The organism is Bradyrhizobium sp. SZCCHNRI3052 (assembly GCF_032484895.1).
Classification (GTDB): domain Bacteria; phylum Pseudomonadota; class Alphaproteobacteria; order Rhizobiales; family Xanthobacteraceae; genus Bradyrhizobium.
Window position 1 is genome coordinate 14,238 of record NZ_JAUETW010000018.1, and the last position, 19,067, is coordinate 33,304.

The following is a 19,067-nucleotide window of genomic DNA, read 5'->3' on the forward strand; positions in this document are numbered from 1 at the left end:
GTCTCCCCTATGGGACGGTTGACGGGCTAGGCGGCGATTGCTGCCTTCGGCAGGAGTTCGAGCACGCGATCGACGTCGAGAATGACCATCAGCTGGCCGTCGAGGCGGTGCACGCCGCCGGCGAATTTCGCCATGCGCGGGTCGAGATTGACGGGGTTCTCCTCCCGGCCCTCCTCGGGCAGCCGCAGCACCTCGCCGATCTGGTCGATCAGGAGACCGTAGGACTCGCCGCGCAGATCGACGCCGACCGCCATAGGCGGCTTGCCGTCCTCGGCGCGGGCAAGGCCGAGCCGCGCCCGCATGTCGACGACGGTCACGATGCGGCCGCGCAAGTTCAGGACCCCGGCGATCTCCGCCGATGACAGCGGCACCCGCGTCACCCGCTCCGGCATGAACACGTCCTGTACCCGGGAGATCGGCAGGCCGAACAGCTGGCCGCCGATCATCGCAGTGACGTATTCGACGGCGGCGCCCTCGGTGGTTTCGATCTTGCTGCTCATCGCACGCTACTCCTGTCCGCTTGCTGTCACGCGGCCCGCCGGTTGGCTTCGGCGCGGGCCCGTTCCTCGATCTGTTCCTTCAGCGCCGCGATCAGGCCTGGCCGGTCGAACTTGGCGATGTAGTCGTAGAGGCCCGCCTGGCGGCCGCGCTCGATCGCCGCCGGCGACACCAGCGACGACACCGCGATGACCGGCATCTGGCTCAGGTTCTGGTCGGCGCGGATCGCCTCGGTGAACTCGAAGCCGTTCATCTCCGGCATCTCGATGTCGGTGACGACGATGTCGAAGCTGTGCCCGGAGCGCAGCGTGGCCAGGCCCTCGATCGCCGAGGCCGCCGTGCGCACCTTGTAGCCGGCCGACTTCAACACCGGCGCCAGCATGTTGCGGAAGAACGGCGAGTCGTCGACCAGCAGCACCGACTGCGTCTGCGCGTCGGTGTGCATCTCCTTGCGGATGAACCAGTCGGCGAAGGCCATCGGCAGGAAGTGGCCGACGTCGATCACCTCGGTCGCCTGGCCCTTGATCACCGCCGAGCCGAGGATGCCGTCCTTGGCGCCGGAGACCTGGATGTTGAGCCGCTCCTCGACGATGTCGATGATCTCGTCGACCACGAGGCCCATCGCGCGGGTCTCGTCGGCGAACACCAGGATCGGCTGCGAGCCCGACGTCTGCACCGACACGCCTTCCATCTGCACCAAGGGCATCAGCTGGTCGCGGTACTGCACCATGTAGCGGCCGTTGGAGATCTCGATCTTGTCGGCCGCGATCTCCTCCAGGCGCGTGACCAGCGCCAGCGGCACCGCCTTGGGCTGCGCCGTGCCGGCGCGGAACACCAGCAGCGAGGTGAGCTGCTCGCCGCCGATGGCGTGATGCGCGGCGTGCTCGTCGGACACCGCCTGCGAGGCCGAGCCGGCGGCGCCGAGCGCTTTCGCAATGCCGTTCGGATCGATGATCATGATCACGGCGCCGTCGCCCAGGATGGTGTTGCCCGAGAACATGTCGATGTGACGCAGCTTGGTCGACATCGGCTTGACCACGATTTCCTCGGTGTGGAACACGCAGTCGACCACGATGCCGAAGGTCTGGTTGCCGACCTGCGTCACCACGATGAAGCCGTTCTCCGGATCGGTCGACGAGCCGTCGTCGATCTTCAGGAGCTTCTTCAGATGCATCAGCGGCAGCAGCTTGTTGCGCAAGCGCAAGACCGCGGTGTCCTTGATGCGCTCGATGCGATGCTCGGAGTTGGCGCGCGCACGCACCAACTCGACGACCGACAATTGCGGGATCGCGAAGCGGTCGCCGCCGGCTTCGACGATCAGCGCCGAGACGATCGCGAGCGTCAGCGGGATCTTGATGGTGACCGAGGTGCCCTCGCCGAGCACCGACTTGATGTCGATGGTGCCGCCGATCTGGTCGATGTTGGTGCGCACCACGTCCATGCCGACGCCGCGGCCCGAGACCGAGGTGACGGCGGCCGCGGTCGAGAAGCCCGGCTCGAAGATGAACTTGTGGATCTGCGCTTCCGTCATCTTCTCGAGCTCGGCCTCGGTGACGAGGCCGTTCGCCAAGGCCTTGGCCTTGATGCGCTCGGTGTTGAGGCCGCGGCCGTTGTCGGCGATGCAGATGATGATATGGCCGCCTTCGTGATAGGCGGACAGCCGGATGGTGCCCTGCTCGGCCTTGCCGGCCGCGGCGCGCTCGGCCATCGTCTCCAGGCCGTGATCGGCGGAGTTGCGCACCATGTGGGTGAGCGGGTCCTTGATCAGGTCGAGCACCTGGCGGTCGAGCTCGGTGTCGGCGCCGTGCATCTCGAGCTCGATCTGCTTGCCGAGTTCGGTGGCGAGGTCGCGGACGATGCGCGGCAGCTTCTGCCAGGCATTGCCGATCGGCTGCATGCGCGTCTTCATGACGCCCTCCTGCAGCTCGGCGGTGACGTTGGACAGCCGCTGCAGCGGCACCTTGAACTCGGTGTCCTCGTTGCGGCGGGCGATCTCCAGGAGCTGGTTGCGCGTCAGCACCAGCTCCGAGACCATCGTCATCAGATGTTCGAGCGTGTCGACGTTGACGCGGATCGACTGGTTGGCGACCTTGTCGTTCTCGTGCACCTCGCCGTCGGCATTGACCTTCGGCCGCGCCGCCTTCTTCGGCTCGGCCTTGGCCTCTGCTTCCGCCTTGGCAGGCCCGGCCTTGGCGACCGGCGCCGGGGCAGCGGCCTTGGGCTCAGGCGCCTTCTCATGCGCGGGCGGCAACTCGATCGCGGTCTCGCGGAAGGCCCGCTCGAGCTCGTCGAGCGACACTTCGCCCGGACGCAGCGGACGCTCCAGCGTCTGGTCGATCAGCGAGCCGTGCGTCACCGCGGGGGCGGGCGGCGCGGCCGGCACCAGCGGCGGGGCCGCCTCGCCGGCGGCCATCGCCGCCATGCCGCGCTCGACCATCGCCTCGAGCTCGCTGATGAGGTCGCGGTCCTCGCCCTCGGGCTCGGCCTCGTTGGCCTCGAGCTGTCCCAGGATGTCCTTGATGCGGTCGATCGTGGTCAGGATCAGCGTCACGGCCTCGCCGGTCACCGGCATGCCGTCGCGGAATTTGCCCATCAATGTTTCGGCGGCGTGCGCCAGCGCCTCGAGCCGCGGCAGGCCGAGGAAACCGCAGGTCCCCTTGATCGTGTGCACCAGCCGGAAGATGTTATCGAGGATCTTGGCGTTGTTCGGCTCCTGCTCGAACCGCACCAATTGATTGTCGACGGTGTCCAGGCTCTCGCTGGTCTCCGTCAGGAACTCACGCAACAGATCGTCCATGAAACTGGCCTTCCAAGAATTGGCGCCGCGGTCACGGGGCGACCGCTGATCCTGTCAGAGCGACGGTCGGTCACGGCCTTCACCAGCAGCGCGGATCGATACCCGGCCCTCGGCGACTCCGGCTGAACAGACTTTTGTCCACGCCATCGTTAGGTGGGGCTTTTATCCGTCCCGTTAATTTTATTGTCCGTGCTAATACGGACGTAGTACCAACCTCTCAGGCTGTGGCGAGCCCGGCTCCTTCCGCGGCCGGAATGTCAAGGCATCGCTTCGGCCGGCGCGACTGCGCGATCCTCTCGCTCGATCAGCGCCCTGATCTCCTTCAGAGCCTTGTACAGCGCTCCTTCCGTGACATGGCGATCCACCGTCTCGGCTTGGCCGGCGGCTTCCGGAATCGCCCTGCGCAACTCGTTCATACAGGCGAGATAGGACGCGCGATAACGGATCGCGTCGTTCTTCAGATACATCGTCTGGACGCAGAGATAGAGGCGCTTGGCCGGCGTATCGGCGGTCTCGGCGGTGACGGTGTCACGCTCGCGGAGGATGGGCGCGTCGCCTTCGACGATGAAGCGGGCGCGCGTATTCGAATTAACGATGACGCTGTCGCCGATCACGATGCGCTCGAAAGGCTTCAGCTCGACCCGCAGGGGCATGGCCCAGTCTCCTCTCAGAAGGCTCCTCTCGGGAGTCTCCTCTCGGGAGCGGCGTCGTCGGCAGGCTGCATTCGCGTCGACACGACGTTGCTCTCGTGCTCGCTGTCCGGCTGATCCGGCGCCGCAGCCGAGCGGCGTCAATTTGCGAATAGTCTAGAGCCGAAAACGGCGGGGCAAGCCCCGCCGCCTCCGATATTCGTGGGTGCCGCCCGCGCCTTAGCGCAGGAGCTGCAGCACGCTCGCCTGCGACTGGTTGGCGAGCGACAGCGCGGACACCGCGATCGACTGGCGGGTCGACAGCGCCTGGCTGTTGGCCGCTTCCTCGTTGGTGTCGGCCAGCGTCAGGTTCGACGAGCCGGTCTGCAGCACGTTGATCAGGTTCTTGTTGAAGTCCTGACGAACCTGCACCACCGAGAGGTTCGAACCCAGCGTGGAGGCCTCGTTGCGCAGCGTGGAGCTCGCCGAGTTGAGGACGCCGATGACCTTGTTCGCCGAGTTGTTGTCGAGGAAGTCGGTGCCCGAGGTCAGGTTCGACAGGCCGAGGCCAGCCGAGTTGAACGTGACACCGGTGATCGACAGCGTCGACTTACCCGTTTCGTTGAAGGTCAACTTCAGCGTGTCGCCGTTCAGCAGGTTGATGCCGTTGAACGAAGCGTCAGCCGCGGTCGTGTTGATCTGCGCCAGCACGTTGTTGTACTGGGAGACCAGGCTCGCGCGCTGCGTCTGCGCGGTCGCGTCCGCCACCGGAGCCGCCGCCGTCAGACCGTTGAAGGCCTGGCTGGATGCAGCCGACGTACCGCCGATCGCACCGATCGTGGCCGAAGCCGCGTCGTTGGTCGTGGTGATCGAGATCTTGCCGGTGGACGAGTCGACCGTGGCCTGCAGGTTGTTGGCTGCGAGCTTCGCGTTGAGATCGTTCAGCGACTTGACCTGTCCTGTCCCTAGACCGAACGTGATGCTTGTCGCCGTGCCACCTCCTGTGGCGCCGACCGTCAAGGTCTGACCTGACAAGCCGTCGCCGACAGCAGTCAGCCCGAGCTTGCCCAAGGTGCCGGTGCTGCCCGAGAGCGTCAATCCCGCCGCCGGCGGCGTCAGGGTGATCGCACCCGCGGTGATCGACGCGGTCACGCCGGTCTGGGTCTGGATCGCCGACAGCAGGTTGCTGACGCTGTCGCCGATGCCGATGTTGGTGCCCGTCGAGGACGTGCCGGTGATGAAGGTGAAGGTGGTGCCGTTGACGACCAGCGTCTCACCGGAGGTGATGCCGGAGGCGAGGTTGTTCGACGCGGTGCCCGCCGTGCCCGACAGCTTGGTCGAGCCGGTGATCGCCACCGCGCTCGAGGTATTGTCGTTGTTCACGACCGAGCCGGTCACAGCCGTCGAGCTGGAGCCGAGCAGGTCAGTGGCGGTCGCACCGGTCAGAGCCGCCGAGGTCACGCTCGACTTGGTGGAGTAGCCCACCGCGCTCTGCAGAACCTGGTTGGCGATCGACTTGGCGCTGTCGACGAGCTTCTGCAGCGAGGTGATGCCGGTGTTGGCGGCCTGCAGCACCTGCACGCCGTTGCCGATGCCGTCGAGCAGATTGGAGATGTCGGAAGCGCGGTTGTCGAGACCCTGGGCGGTGAAGAAGTTGGTCGGATTGTCGAGCGCCGAGTTGACCTTCTTGCCCGTGGAGAGGTTGTTCTGCGTGGTGGCGAGGAGCTGAGCCGTCGACTGGAGCGAGAGCAGGTTCTGGCGAACCGACGCAGAGAGTACGATACCTGACATTGTCATTCCCTTCTGGATGAACATGAGTAGACATCGCCGCACCGTTCTGTCGGCGATGGCGCAGACTGGTCCGCGGAATCCTACCCGTTCGTTAAATTGACTTCGGAACGGCCGCGCGCAGCCTCCCCCGCCGCCGTTAATCCTAATTGGCCGCTAATCAGTTTGATCAAATGCGTGCAGGCCGCCGCGATTCACGGTAAAATGGCGCACGGATCCACGTCTGACGGGCGCGCGCCGATACGCGGTGCGACCGTTAAGGCAGTGCTAACTATGAGCTTGCGGAAGAGCGGCCGGTTACGCGGGGGTGCGGTCCGCGTGCGGGAGGACGATCTCGACGCTGGCGGTCCGGCCGTGCGGCTCCTGGAGCTCCAGACGTCCGTTCGAGCGCCTGACGAAATCCTCGACCAGCCGGATCTCCGAGAACACGGGATCGGCTGGACCGGCCTCCGCCGCACTCACCGACGCCGTCAACACGATCTGCACGTCGGAGGAGATGCCGCCGGCGCCCGAGGCGTCCGCACTCATGCGCCTGGCCTGGATGTCGATGCGGCCACCGTGCTCCAGTCGATGTCGGGCCCCGATCGCAAGACACAGCAATGCCGCCATCAACTGGCCCGGATCAGCGAAGACGGCCGGCACGTCCGCGTCCACCGACGTCGTCACCTCGACCTCGGTGCCCAATGTCGGACGAAGCAGGCGAGCGACGTCGACCAGGAGCTCGTTCAACTCCACCGCACATGGCTGCGGCGGCCGGCCCCTTGCGAACGACAGAAGCTGCGACGTCAATCGAGCGCCCCGGGTCGCGGCCTCGTCGATCAGACGCGCGACGGCCGCCAGTTCAGGCTTGTCCTCGACCGCTTCGGCGAGAATGTCGATGGTCCCCGTGATCACGGTGAGAATGTTGTTGAAGTCGTGCAGCAGGCCACCGGCAACCTGACCCACGATGGCCATCCCGGGGTGGATGTCCGGCGTCGCTGCAGCCGGAATGTCTGCGCCCGGGCTCGGTAGCGACTGATTGGATCGCTGGTAGGTGGAAGAGGCCATGAATCGTGCAATACCTGTTGGGGGGGAGGACGGCGGGGCTATCGGGACGCAAACGCACGGACGCCGCTGCGATGTTCAGCTTCGTCTTGATGCTCAGCCTTGGCGCTCAGTCTCACCGCTGACCATCGATCGCGCTCCGGCTGGATGCAGCATCAGTCGGACTCCCGCTCCTGCCAGGACGACAACCTCGTCACGCCAGTCGCAGGACACCGGCCGATGCCTCCACTCGCGACGAGAGTTGCATCCGACAGAAAAAGATCCGTCAACGAATCAGCGCGCTTATTAGCGATTTTGGCCTCAAGATGTCCGCTGTCAATTGCGGCGCTTGCTACGTGGCGTCCGTGCCCATCGGAGCTGCCGCGGCCGGAGCAACGAGACGTTCGCCGCAAGTGTGCTGCGCTGCTTTCACGAGCCGAGGCGGAGGCCGGATGCGTGCCGACTGTATACAACCGCGCGCGATCAGATCAGCACATCGCACACACGTTGACGGCCCAAATCCGCAAAGCGCATTCGCGCCTGTCTGCACGACAACGCACACAGCAGGAACGAATGGCCTTTACTGGGAATATTACCCGTGATTCTTCTTGTCAGCGGATGGGACGCAGTTCTATGGAACCATGAGGGCATTGAGATCTGCGAGGCTCCGATACTGCAATGCAGGAGATGGCTTTGGACCCCAGCTTGCGTTCTCCGAACGGTTTCCTGTCGTCGTTGACCGACGATGATTTCGAGCTGATCCGACCCTATCTGCGGACCGTGGATCTGGTGCAAGACTCCATTCTCGCCGAGGTCGGCGAAAAGCTTTCGCGCATCTACTTTCCTCATCGCGGCGTGATCTCGCTGGTCGTGAACCTCGCGCGCGGAGAGCGCGTTCAGGTGGCGATGATCGGTCGCGATAGCTTCTTCGGAAGCATGTCCCTGCTCGCGGGCGGCGATCTGGTGGTGCTGAACAGCGCGGTGGTCCTCGTTCCCGGTGCTGCATCGGTCGTCGACATCGACAGGGTACGGGCAGCCGCCGAACAGAGCCCCTCGTTTCGCGCGCTGATGTTGCGCCACGCACTCGCCATCTACGTGCAGAGTCAGCAGACCGCCGGTTGCAACGCCGCCCACACCGTCGAGTCGCGTCTCGCCCGTTGCCTGCTGCAGACGCATGACCTTTCAGGCGGCAACAAGCTCTACATCACCCAGGAGTCCCTGGCCCAGATGATCGGCGCCCGGCGCAACAGCGTTTCGCTGGTGGCGAGCACGCTGCAGCAGGCGGACTTCATCCACTATAGCCGCGGCCATATCGAGATCATCGATCTGGAGGGGCTGAAGAAGACGGCGTGTGAGTGCTACGGCGCCGTGAAGGCCCACTACGAGAATCTGGTCCGGCCGCGCAGCTTGCCGTAAGCAGGCGTCGTTCCGGCCGTCGCGCGCCGGCGCCTCGCCGAACGCCCTTGCCTCCGTACAACTACGGCCCATTGCATGATCCCCATCACCGCTGCGGACGGAATTAACGCGCTGTTCAACGGGCGCTGATAATTGTCGACGTGCTGACGAGCGCGAGTTCCAAGAAGCGTCGAATTATCTTCGTGCTGATATATCTCGCCCGTGTTCGGCTTTTGACCAGACGCGCGGAGTAATGACATGGCCTTTGATCTGTCGATGCCGATCCTGGTGGTCGATGACTACGCCACTATGATCCGGATCATCCGCAACCTGCTGAAGCAGCTCGGATTCGAGAACGTCGACGACGCCAGCGACGGATCGGCCGCGCTCTCCAAGATGCAGGCGAAGAAGTATGGCCTCGTGATCTCCGACTGGAACATGGAGCCGATGACCGGCTACGACCTGCTGCGCGAGGTGCGCGCCAGCCCGGAACTGTCGAAGACGCCGTTCATCATGATCACGGCCGAATCGAAGACCGAGAACGTCATCGCCGCCAAGAAGGCCGGCGTGAGCAACTACATCGTCAAGCCGTTCAATGCTGCGACGCTCAAGACCAAGATGGAAGCCGTGTTCGGCCCGGCCGAATAGCCGAACTCCACGGGAATGCCCTGCGCGGCGGCCGGACCGGTGTTCGGCCGCTTTCTCTTTGGCGGACGAACACCGCGCGGTTGACGACGGCAGGACGCATGCATCGCCGCACCCTCCCCGTAGTCGTACGGAAACCAAAATTTACGAGGGGGTCAGAGCCGGCCGGTAGACATGATCCTGCTTGCCGATGACCGTGTCAGGGTGGCAACGGGACAGGGAATTCATGCGCAACGGACTCCTCGTGATCGAAGATGCCGCCGTGCATCTTTCAATCTTGCGAAAGATTGCAGCACAGGCCGGCTTCAACACGACGGACGTGAGCTCGGTCGACGCCGCCTCGATCGTCCTGCAGAAGAGGAGCTTGGACTGCACCATGCTGGACCTCTCGCTGGGCAACCGCCCCGGCACCGAGGTTCTCGAGCTCAACATAGATCCCCCCTTCTCGAAGCCGATCGACCTGATGCGGCCCCGGCAAACTCTGAAGCAGATCGCGCAGCAGACCGATCGCCGGCGGCTGGTCCGAGCGGCGGGCTGGTAGCAGGCGATGAGCAAAAAGAAGCGCTTTCTGGGAGCGCCTGCAGCGATCGCGCTGATCCTCATCTGCGTCATTGCCGGCAGCAACCTCTTCTTCCTCACCAATCTGCGCGAGAACGCGCTTCAGCACGCCGAGGAAGATCTCAGCCGCCATAGCCTCACGCTTGCCGAGAACGCCGACCGTTCGGTGAAATCGGTCGACCTCGTGCTCACGAGCGTGCGCGACTACCTGGTGCGCGGCGGCGCCATCGACGCTGCGGCGTATCGCAAGGTCGCGTCAGACCATCAGACCCACCTCCTGCTCAAGGAAAAGATCGCGGGACTGCCGCAGATCGATGCGGTGACGCTGATCGACGCGCAAGGCAGGCTCCTGAACTTCTCGCGCTACTGGCCGATCCCGGACGTCAACATCGCCGACCGCGACTACTTCAAGGCGCTGAAGGCCGACCCTGCACCGCACACGTTCCTCAGCACGCCGGTTCAGAATCGCGGCGACGGCACCTGGAACATCTATTTTGCCCGCCGGCTCGACGATTCCAATGGCGAGTTCATGGGCATGATGCTCGGCGCCATGTCGGTGCCCTATCTGGAGAACTTCTTCGGCTCCACCGCGCAGGGTCTCGATGCCGCGGTGTCGCTGATCCGCGAGGACGGGACGCTGCTCGCGCATTTTCCGCCCACGAGCGAGATCGGCAGGCCGACCTCCGGCTTCGGTCAGCGCGCGCTGTCGGCCGGCGGCGTGCTGCGCGAGCCCTCCGCACGAACCGGCGAGATGCGCCTGCGGGCGGCAAAGATGCTGCCCAATTATCCCGCGATGATCGTGGTGTCGGTATTCGAGCACGACGTCCTGAAGGCCTGGCGCGACATGGCGACGCTTCTGGTCATCGTGTCGCTGGTGAGCGCGATGGCCGTGCTCGCGGCCGCGGTCCTGATCTCCCGCTGGTGGGAACGCCACGAGCACCTGATCGAGGCCGCCGAGGCCGCGAATGCGGCGAAGTCCACCTTCGTCGCGATGATGAGCCACGAGATCCGCACGCCGATGAACGCGGTGCTCGGCCTCGCCACGACGCTGCTGGAAACCAATCTCGATCCCGAGCAGCGCCGTTCGGTGGTGGCGATCCACAATGCCGGCGACAATCTGCTCGAGATCCTCAACGACATTCTCGACTTCTCCAAGCTCGAATCCGGCCAGCTCTCGCTCGAGGACATCGCGTTCTCCGCCGAGGCCCTGGTCCACAACACGCTCAGCATCATCGGGCCGCGGGCTTCCGCCAAGGACCTGAAGCTGAGGAGCGTCGGCGACCCGGCCGTGCCGCCGGCGCTGGTCGGCGACGCCGGCCGCATTCGCCAGATCCTGCTCAACCTGGTGTCCAACGCGGTCAAGTTCACCTCGTCCGGCGAAGTGGTCGTCACGACGCGCTGCATCGAGAAGCATGACGAGAAGGCGACCGTGGAATGGACGGTGACCGACACCGGCATCGGCATTGCCGCCGACAAGATCGGCTCGCTGTTCGCGAACTTCGTCCAGGCCGACAATTCGATCAGCCGCCGGTTCGGGGGCTCCGGACTCGGACTCGCGATCTGCAAGCGACTGATCGAGCAGATGGGGGGCGATATCAGGGTCACCTCGACGCTGGGCAGAGGGTCCACCTTCTCGTTTCGCCTGACGCTGCCGATTGCCGAGACCATCGCGGTGCCAGAGCAGAACGACGACGGCATCTACACCTCGCTGCAGAACCGGATCGCGGCGTTCGGCCGGCCGCTGCGCGTCCTCGTGGTGGACGACAATCCGACCAACCGCCTGGTCGCGACCAAGATGCTCAAGGATTTCGACATCCAGACCGACACGGCCTGCGACGGCGCCGAGGCCGTCACCGCCGCCAGCCGCTTCAACTACGACCTCATCCTGATGGACGTCCGCATGCCGGAGATGGACGGCTTCCAGGCGACCCGGATCATTCGCGCGCGAGGCGAGCGCCGCTCCAACGTGCCGATCATCGCCTTCACGGCGAACGCCTTCATGGAGGATATCCGAGCCTGCCGGGAAGCCGGGATGAACGATTTCGTCGTCAAGCCCGCCCGCAAGAAGGCGCTCGTGGAGGCCATCCTGCGCGTGCTGCCCCTGCCCGTTCCGGTGCCGGAAACCGCGGCGTCAGACGCCCCGCTGGTGCCGGCTCAGGCGGATGCCGCGGCCGCCGACATTGGCGCCGATACCGAAATTGCTCCCGAAGCTGCGCTGGACCGCGAAGCCTACGCCGAGCTGGTCGGCGAGATCGGAGACGAGGCGGCGCAGGAGATCCGCGACGTGTTCTTCAGCGAGACGGATGCGCGGCTGAAGCAGCTCCGCCAGCTGACGCTCGACGGCGAGCGCATCAAGATCGGCCGCGAGGCGCATTCGCTGAAGAGCGCAGCCGGAACCTTCGGGTACCGCCGGCTTGCAACCTACGCGCTGGCGCTGGAGAAGAGCGCACCACGCCTGTCCGCCAAGGAGTATGCCGAGCTGCTCGACAACATCGAGGCCGCCTACGCCGCCGCCCGCGCCCAGGAGCTGCAATATTGAAGCGGGGAGGCCGCAGGCCTCCCTGGCGCATGCCGATCCGCGCGACGTCCCCGCACGGCGCGCCGCGGCGACGAGGACGGGCTCCGACGATCGAGATGGCAAACGAGACGTTCACGAACGCGGATTCGCCGAACCTGACCTTCATAATCCCTTACAATGGGTTGACGCCGTACTTCTACGGCTCACGATTTTCACAATCAACTAATCATGAGCTGCGAGACTCGGGGTCACATAGGAGATGTGTCCCATGTTTACTTTTGAAACCGCCGACCAGAAGGAAGTCAGGCGTTTCCGAATTGCGCAGTTCAACGGCCGGACCGCGACCGTGAAATCCGGCGGATCGACGATCACCGGCCACGTCCGTTCAGTCATGGAAAAGGAAGCGAGCGTACCGCCGCGCTGGACCATTACGATCGTGCCGACGCCGCCCAAGGCGCAAGCGCCGCTGCGCCCGACCTCCCGGGTTCGTCCCTTCGCCGAGGATTATTTCTGACAGCACGGACATCCGCGTCCGCAATCAGCGCGTTCGACCGAGCCGGTCGGACGCCGATTGTCGTTGTCTGCATCGCAGGGCCCACCTCGAAGGCACGAGCGCGGCATTCGCGCTCGTTCGCCGTCATCCGATCTGATTGAGGAGTGCTGCGCGGACGAGTTCGGCGGTATTGCGCGCGCCAACCTTGCGCATGGCTTCGGCGCGATGGCTCTCGAAGGTGCGGGGGCTGATGCCCATGCGCAAGGCGCCCTCCTTGTTCGAGTGCCCCTCACTGATCAGCTTGAGGACCTCGTATTCGCGCGGGGTCAGCGACTTGCTGGCCCGGCCGGGTGGCCGCCCGGGCACCGCGCCCTCCTCGAGAGCCGGCGCCGCCCGTGACAGCGGTCCGAACTGCCCGTGCGCGCCGGACATCTGGTTGACCAGGGCGCAGATCCGCTCGGTCTGCAGCAACGCGTTGTCGACGACGAGCTGGACATGCCGGCGCTCGCCGGGCGTCCTGGCAATCTCGTCACTGCGCTGCTTGATTTCCTCCATGTAGAGCATCAGGGCGGTGAGCGAACCGTTCAGCTGACGCGCCAAAGCGAGCCTGCCCTGGTCGTCGTGACGTCCCATCGCGAGCGGCGCAGACATGCCGGAACGGGTCGCCAGGAGATCCGGGTCGTTAACCCCTTGGCCGCCCGGAGCAGGTGCGGCGTGAGCGTCGGAAAGGCTGTTGTTCAGCTGTGCCATGCCTCATTCTGACGCGAGGGCGGCTTTAACATGGTTAATTATGTCGTCCGTAGCAATACGGGATTGTTCCGGCAACTCGCGCAACCGTCGATCATTTCCCCAAAAAGTTGCAAGCTGCAATGGTTAAGCCGGGGCGTGATGCCACCCTTCAAGGAGACGTCCGCGGCGCGTGCGGCGGCGGCTGTCCACGATGCCGCGCATTACTACGATTGTTTACTGACATTAATTTCGCACCAACTGTTTCGTGCTTCCATGCGTTCCGTGCCCGTCCGTGGAGACGAGCGACCTTGAGATATAGCTGACAGCCTGACGCCAATGGGACCGGTCGACCGGATCTGGGAATTCCTGCAGCGGTTGTCACCGCTGACACGAAGCTGTCTGCTCAGCGAGCTCGAACGGCTGGAGCTGAGCGGCGTCGACATGCCGGGATCCGCCGACCTCCAGGCCCGGCTGCGCGCCGAGATCCGCAACAACAATGGCGCCGGCGGCCACCGCACCATCAATCCTTCGCGCTACTTCTTCATGCCGGTCGAGCAGCTTCTCATCGACGGTTCGCCGGAGCATGCCAATGAGGGCCGCATTGCCCGCGGCTCCCTCACGCCGATCTGGGAATGGATCTCGCGCGATCTGCTGCCGACCATGGCGCGCGACTATAATGCACAGATGAAGGACCTGATCGCGGCGGACAAGCAGCGCGAGATCCGCCAGACGGCGAGCGCGTTCCAGACCAAGGTGACGAAGTCGCTGGAAGGCACGTTGGCGCGCGCCGAGGGCATCGAGCAGGTCCGCAGCAAGCTGAAGGCCTATACGGCCTCGCCGTCGGTGTTCGACGATGTCGTCAAGCTGATGAAGGCGCTGCGCGCCCGCGAGGAACTCGCGAAGTTCGCCGATTCGCTGCCGGACCGGATCGCGGAGTTCGACGATCCGCAGGTGAAGAAGATGGTGCTGCTGCTCGATGCCCTGCGCAAGAGGCAGCCGGAAGCCGTGCCCTTTGCGTTGACGCTCGTCGCCAAGCGTCTGAAGGAGCCGTGGCAGGTGATGCGGCTGGCGACGAAGGCGGCGCGCTCGAAGAACATTGCCGACGTCATCGCGGCACCCTACGCGATGACCGTGCCGATGGTGCTCGACCAGTTGGAGGACAAGCGGCTCGCGCTCCGGATCGCGTTGAAGAACAACCGCGTCGTGACCGCCAAGGAAATCCTGACCAGCATCTATGACATCGAATATGCGATCCAGGTCCGCATCGATCGCATCGAGGACTCGGACTGGGGTACGCGCCTGAGCACCATCATGGCCAATACCGACAGAATGGTGCAGGCCGAGGTCAAGCGCTTCCCCGAAGAGGTCGGACACGTGCTCGGCTCGAACAGGCTGCGCAGCCATCGCTCGTTCGGCGGCCGCCTCACCTATTTCGCCTGGAAGGGCCGCGACGCGATCAAGACGGTGCTGCGGTCTGCAACCGGTTGACGGCGGCGCGTCGAGACGGCCTTCCGGCCATCCTATCCCTGGGCCATGCGTTCGCGCGCCGACTTGAAGCCCGCCACGAAGCGCGCCAGCGTGTCCGAGGTCTTGCCGCGCGGCAGCATCACTTCGATCAGCGAGAAGCGTCCGCGCCGATGCACTGCGCGCTCCAGCGCGGCGACGAGCTCGCTGCGGGTGGCGACGCGCTCGCCGGTGCCGCCGATGGAATTGGCGATGTCGGCATAGTGCCAGTCGTCGAGATCGTTGAACCGCGATTCCGGCTGGAACACACGCAGCATCTCCCAGCTGCAATTGTTGAACAGCACGACGATCGGATCGAGCCCGTAGCGGCGGCAGTTGCCGAGCTCCCATCCGGTCATCTGGAACGCGCCGTCGCCGACCAGGATCAGCGGACGAAGTCCGGTCGCGGCCACGCCGATGCCCGCCGGCACGCCGAAGCCCATCCCCGCGTAGTAGCCCGGCGCGGCCAGCGCGGTATTGTCGATCTCCATCGCGGTGAACAGGCAATCGCCGATATCGGAGGTCATCGGCATCCGGCCGTGGCGGTCGAACATGTCGTTGACCGCGGTCGCGATGTCCGAAGGCGCAATCGGCGCGCCATCGGCAGCGAGGCCGCGCGGATAGGCCGAGCGCTGCCGCGGCAGGCCGGGAGCTGCGGCCCGGGGTGCCGCGCGCTCGTCGAGCGCATCGATCAGATCGCCGAGCGGCATGTCGCGATAGGCGTGATGACCGATCTGCACCTCACGGCTGGCGGCCAGGATCATGCGGCGCGGGTCTGGCGCCCGGTTCGACAACGCGAAATTGGTATCCGACAGGATGACGCCCAGCATCAGCACGAGATCGGCATTCTCGACCAGCTCCGTGATCGCCGGATTGCCCGCGGCGCCGAGATAGGTGCCGGCGACGACATCGTCGGCCCTGTCGAGCAGGCCGCGGCCCATGAAGGTCGTCACCAGCGGGAGACCCAGCTTGCGCGCCAGCGCGGCGATCCTGTCCTCGACACCGTAGCGGCGGATTTCGACGTCGACGACGATCACGGGACGCTCTGCCTGCGCGATGCGGGCGAGGATCTCCTCGACGCATTCGTCGAGCGCCTCGCGGCTGGCCCGCCGCGGCGGCAGCGGCACCACCGGCTCGACCTCGGCATCGACCATGTCGCGCGGAAATTCGAGATACACCGGCAGCGACATCTCCTTCGCGCTGCGCAGCACGCGCGCAATCTGGGCCGGGGCGGTGGCCGGATCGCTCAGCACCGCCTGATCGCAGGTGATCTCCTTGAACACCGCGAGCTGCGTGTCGACGGTGCGGGCCTGGTGGTGCAGCAGAAAGCCGGAGACGCGCTCACGCGCGCCGGGCGCGCCCGCGATCACCACGACGGGCGAGCGTTCGGCATAGGCGCCGGCGACCGCGTTCACGACGTTGAAGGCGCCGGCGCCGTAGGTGACGACGGCGACGCCGAGGCCGCCATGATAGCGCGCGGCCGCATCCGCGGCGAAGCCGACCGCCGGCTCATGGCTCAGCGTGACGCTCGGCAGGATGTTGCTCTCCTCGATGACCTTGAACAGCGGCAGCACGAAGTCGCCGGGAATGCCGAAGATCTCGCGGGCGCCATGGTCCTTCAGGGCGGCGAGCAGCGCATGGGCAAGAGCAGGCATCCGGATCCCCTGAGCGTGGCGTGAGGTTCAGCCGGTGCTACACGATGAGGGGCGGACTGCCAACCGGCGGCCGTTCGATCTGCGAGCCGTCCCGTCTGGATCGCCCCGTCCAAACATCATGCTCGAGCGGCAAGGCCGGAGCTCACCCGCGCCACATCAGTTTGCCGTCAGCACCAGGGCGTGGGCGGATGGTGCGCCGCCATGCGGGACGGCCAGCGTAACCGTGAACAGGATGGCGACGACCATGATCATGCAGAGCTTCATCATGACCGTCCTGCGATCGGTGATCGGCAGGAACAGGAAGAACAGCAGCATCGCCGCCAGCGCGAGTTCGAAAACGTAAGACATGGATGACCTCCTCCGTTGCCAGGAGGATGGCGCATGCCGGAAGCCCAGACTGTGCGTGCCGTCACACCGGTCCCATAGACCACGCGAGCGAGTATCCCGGCCGCCGCAGCGGGACCATGCAACCCAATCGATTGCCACCTCTCAGCCGTCGAACAGCGCGGCTTCGGTGAAGGCGAGATCGCCGAGATGCGGCGGATGCGGACCTTTGGCATATTTGCGTCCGCGCTTGTCCGAGTACCAGCCGGCCAGCCCTGCGATGGGCCCATTGGCATCGAGCCGCACCAGCAGGCCGCCGCGCCGCAGCAGCAGCCAGCCGATGTTGCCGGCCAGCCGCACGAGGTCAGCGACATCCCGGCAATACAGCAGGCGATACACCGGCAGCGCATTCATCACCCGGTGCTTCTGAAACACGAACGGATACGCCGCATCGGCCTCGCGCGCGACGAGACCGAGACACCCCCATTGCGCATGCTGCCGCAACAGATCCGCCTCATCGGGAGAGAGCCCGTGCACATCGTCCTCGGAGAATTCTTCGATACGGACATCCGAGCGCGGTCGCGACAGGGCCAGCGCGGCGTAGACCTGTCCCTTGCAGTAGACCGAAAAGCCCTGAGCCTCGACCTGTGGCCAAGTGTGCGGGGCCGGCGTGATGTTGAAATAGGTCACCGTCTTGTCGCGCGTCGCCGCGCGCACCAGCATCGAGCTGAAGGCACGGAACGCCGGCTCGACATACCAGCTCGAGACATTGGCCCTGACGATCGGCTCACCGCCGATGTGGAGCTCGGAGAACAGCAGCAGGATCACGCCGACAGGCACCCCGGCTTGGTCGAGACAATAGCCGAATGCCGGATAGCCGGCCGGCCGCGGGCGCGCCGCGTGGCGTTCGAGTCCGCGCAACCAATAGGCCTCGCTGCGAAAGGCGAATCCGCGCGTCAGCAGTGCGGCGACCGCCGGCAGATCCGCCGCGCCGATCTCTCGGATGCGAACGCCGGTCACGGCCTGCGCGGGAGCCGGCCTGTCATTTGCAATCTCAGCCTTTTTGATTGGCTGCATTCCAGCATCACCCGAGAGAGATCCGGCGCGCCACCCATGGCGCGGCGGGATCGTCATGACGGCAATTATCGTAAAAAGCTTTGGCGGCAGTGAACCACGTCGTGCTGGCCTTACTTTTCAGTTAATGGAACATGCGAGCCACACCCGACAGGCTTCGATCAGCGCCGACATGATCTTCGCGATCCGAGCCGCCGCTCACGGCCGCGGCACGCGAAACATGTAGGTTTCATCGGCATTGAGGCCGTCGACGAAGAAACGTCCGGGCTTTGCCTCGATCCGGCGCCGCAGCCCATCCCAGCCCCAGACCTCGAGGCTGCGCGTCCCTGCGGGCAGCTCGAGCTCGACCGCGCGGCCCGGCCGCTCGGTCCAGCCGGCAATGTTCTGCCACACGATCAAATCGGCATCCGATCCGCGCAGCGTGTACAGCGCCAGCCGCCGGTCGATGGACACGATCCTCATGTGACCGGCGAGCTGCAGCACCGTCTTCACCACGAGGCTGCGCGCCTCCGGGGTCCAGGGATCCTTGCCCGTCGCCATCGCATAGGCCAGGCCGTCGACATCGGGCGTGTCGCCGAGATTCCAAGGAAACGCCAGCATGGACACCGGCATGCTGCCATCCTTGCCAACCACCGCAAGCTGGTCCCACATCGCATTGAGAAACAATCTCGCCGCGTCCGTATCGCTGTCCCACGCGCCGGCGCGCGCGACGTTGAACTCGGTTGCGTAGAAGTTGATGTCGCGGCTCAGCCCCATCGCCTGCTTGATACGGTCGAAGCAGGTCTGCACCGAGAACTCGCGGCCGCGGGTCATCGGATACCATTTATCATTGTAGTAGGTATGCAGGTCGATGCCGTCGAGACGGCCGTCCTCGAGCAGATCGGCGATCGCCGGACCGTAGCCGCGCAACGTCGCGTCGCCATGCGAGTTGCAGGTGGCAAAGCCGCCGGGAACGACCCGCAGCTTGGGGTCGACGCTGTGAACACCGTCGGCAAGCCCGGCCAGCGCGTCGTGATAGTCCTGGCGCGGGATCGTGGCCTGCACATCGGGCTCGTTGATGGCGGTGAAGACGGTAGCACCCCAATCGGGAATACCGTTTTCGCGGCCCCATTCGCCGCCGGGGCGGAAACGTCTCGCCATCGCCTGCCCAGCCGCGAACCAGTCCTGATAGGACCCGATCGGCTGCGGCGGAGCCAGGCTCTGATAGCTGCCTTCATACTCCAGCAGGATCAGCGGCATGATACCGTTCTTGTGCGCCTCCAGCATCGCGGCATCGAAATCGTGCGGCGTCGGTACCCGCGCCAACGTCCGCCAGCCGTAGGAATCCATTCGGCCCATCCTGGCACCGACGCCGTGCAGTGCCTGATAGATCTGCGCGCTCTTGCCGGCCAGATGCGTGACCAAATTGCCGCCGCCGATGCGCTCGTCGATCCGCAGC

The 19,067-nt window shown here is 65.2% G+C and carries 16 protein-coding genes; 6 read left to right on the top strand and 10 right to left on the bottom strand.

Annotated elements, in window-relative coordinates; all coding sequences use genetic code 11:
* Positions 1–26: 26 nt before the first annotated feature.
* The 5 genes from QW887_RS32040 to QW887_RS32060 all read right to left on the bottom strand — a co-directional run bounded on the left by QW887_RS32040 (position 27) and on the right by QW887_RS32060 (position 6,759).
* Positions 27–500 (bottom strand): chemotaxis protein CheW, encoded by a 474-nt coding sequence (locus QW887_RS32040; protein ID WP_315800634.1) that lies wholly within the window; start codon positions 498–500, stop codon positions 27–29.
* 26 nt (positions 501–526) lie between these two features.
* Entirely contained in the window at positions 527–3,295 is a 2,769-nt protein-coding gene (locus QW887_RS32045; protein WP_315714011.1) for a hybrid sensor histidine kinase/response regulator, read from the bottom strand.
* 257 nt (positions 3,296–3,552) lie between these two features.
* A complete protein-coding gene (gene flbT, locus QW887_RS32050; RefSeq protein WP_315740791.1) occupies positions 3,553–3,948 on the bottom strand; it encodes a flagellar biosynthesis repressor FlbT in 396 nt (131 codons plus the stop codon).
* A gap of 216 nt (positions 3,949–4,164) precedes the next feature.
* Positions 4,165–5,715 carry a flagellin gene (locus QW887_RS32055; RefSeq protein WP_315729343.1) on the bottom strand — a complete coding sequence of 517 codons (1,551 nt, stop codon included), beginning with the start codon at positions 5,713–5,715 and terminating at the stop codon, positions 4,165–4,167.
* A gap of 294 nt (positions 5,716–6,009) precedes the next feature.
* On the bottom strand, positions 6,010–6,759 hold the full coding sequence (locus tag QW887_RS32060) for a histidine kinase dimerization/phospho-acceptor domain-containing protein (RefSeq protein ID WP_315825811.1): 750 nt from the start codon (positions 6,757–6,759) through the stop codon (positions 6,010–6,012).
* 669 nt (positions 6,760–7,428) lie between these two features.
* Between QW887_RS32060 and QW887_RS32065 the strand changes: the two genes are divergently transcribed.
* The 5 genes from QW887_RS32065 to QW887_RS32085 all read left to right on the top strand — a co-directional run bounded on the left by QW887_RS32065 (position 7,429) and on the right by QW887_RS32085 (position 12,365).
* Positions 7,429–8,151 carry a Crp/Fnr family transcriptional regulator gene (locus tag QW887_RS32065; protein ID WP_316173644.1) on the top strand — a complete coding sequence of 241 codons (723 nt, stop codon included), beginning with the start codon at positions 7,429–7,431 and terminating at the stop codon, positions 8,149–8,151.
* A 237-nt stretch (positions 8,152–8,388) separates the two neighbouring features.
* Positions 8,389–8,778 carry a response regulator gene (locus QW887_RS32070; protein ID WP_008968243.1) on the top strand — a complete coding sequence of 130 codons (390 nt, stop codon included), beginning with the start codon at positions 8,389–8,391 and terminating at the stop codon, positions 8,776–8,778.
* Positions 8,779–9,001: 223 nt separating this feature from the next.
* Positions 9,002–9,316, top strand: a complete 315-nt coding sequence (locus QW887_RS32075) for a response regulator (protein WP_316173645.1) — start codon at positions 9,002–9,004, stop codon at positions 9,314–9,316.
* A gap of 6 nt (positions 9,317–9,322) precedes the next feature.
* Positions 9,323–11,872, top strand: coding sequence for a hybrid sensor histidine kinase/response regulator (locus QW887_RS32080; RefSeq protein ID WP_316173315.1), 2,550 nt, complete (start codon positions 9,323–9,325; stop codon positions 11,870–11,872).
* 247 nt (positions 11,873–12,119) lie between these two features.
* Positions 12,120–12,365, top strand: coding sequence for a hypothetical protein (locus QW887_RS32085; protein ID WP_006614403.1), 246 nt, complete (start codon positions 12,120–12,122; stop codon positions 12,363–12,365).
* Between the two features lie 123 nt (positions 12,366–12,488).
* On the opposite strand, the gene QW887_RS32090 is transcribed toward QW887_RS32085, so the two are convergent.
* Positions 12,489–13,094 carry a helix-turn-helix transcriptional regulator gene (locus tag QW887_RS32090; RefSeq protein ID WP_315825808.1) on the bottom strand — a complete coding sequence of 202 codons (606 nt, stop codon included), beginning with the start codon at positions 13,092–13,094 and terminating at the stop codon, positions 12,489–12,491.
* Between the two features lie 315 nt (positions 13,095–13,409).
* Between QW887_RS32090 and QW887_RS32095 the strand changes: the two genes are divergently transcribed.
* Entirely contained in the window at positions 13,410–14,561 is a 1,152-nt protein-coding gene (locus QW887_RS32095) for a hypothetical protein (protein ID WP_315750707.1), read from the top strand.
* A gap of 32 nt (positions 14,562–14,593) precedes the next feature.
* Here the strand turns inward: QW887_RS32095 and ipdC are convergent, their stop codons facing one another.
* From ipdC to QW887_RS32115, 4 genes are all read right to left on the bottom strand, one after another.
* Complete coding sequence (ipdC, locus tag QW887_RS32100; protein WP_315715990.1) at positions 14,594–16,231, bottom strand: indolepyruvate/phenylpyruvate decarboxylase; 1,638 nt, start codon at positions 16,229–16,231, stop codon at positions 14,594–14,596.
* Between the two features lie 156 nt (positions 16,232–16,387).
* A complete protein-coding gene (locus tag QW887_RS32105; RefSeq protein ID WP_315715989.1) occupies positions 16,388–16,579 on the bottom strand; it encodes a hypothetical protein in 192 nt (63 codons plus the stop codon).
* A 141-nt stretch (positions 16,580–16,720) separates the two neighbouring features.
* Positions 16,721–17,632, bottom strand: a complete 912-nt coding sequence (locus QW887_RS32110; protein WP_316173317.1) for an acyl-CoA acyltransferase — start codon at positions 17,630–17,632, stop codon at positions 16,721–16,723.
* 195 nt (positions 17,633–17,827) lie between these two features.
* Positions 17,828–19,048, bottom strand: a complete 1,221-nt coding sequence (locus QW887_RS32115) for a hypothetical protein (protein ID WP_316195963.1) — start codon at positions 19,046–19,048, stop codon at positions 17,828–17,830.
* Positions 19,049–19,067: the final 19 nt, after the last annotated feature.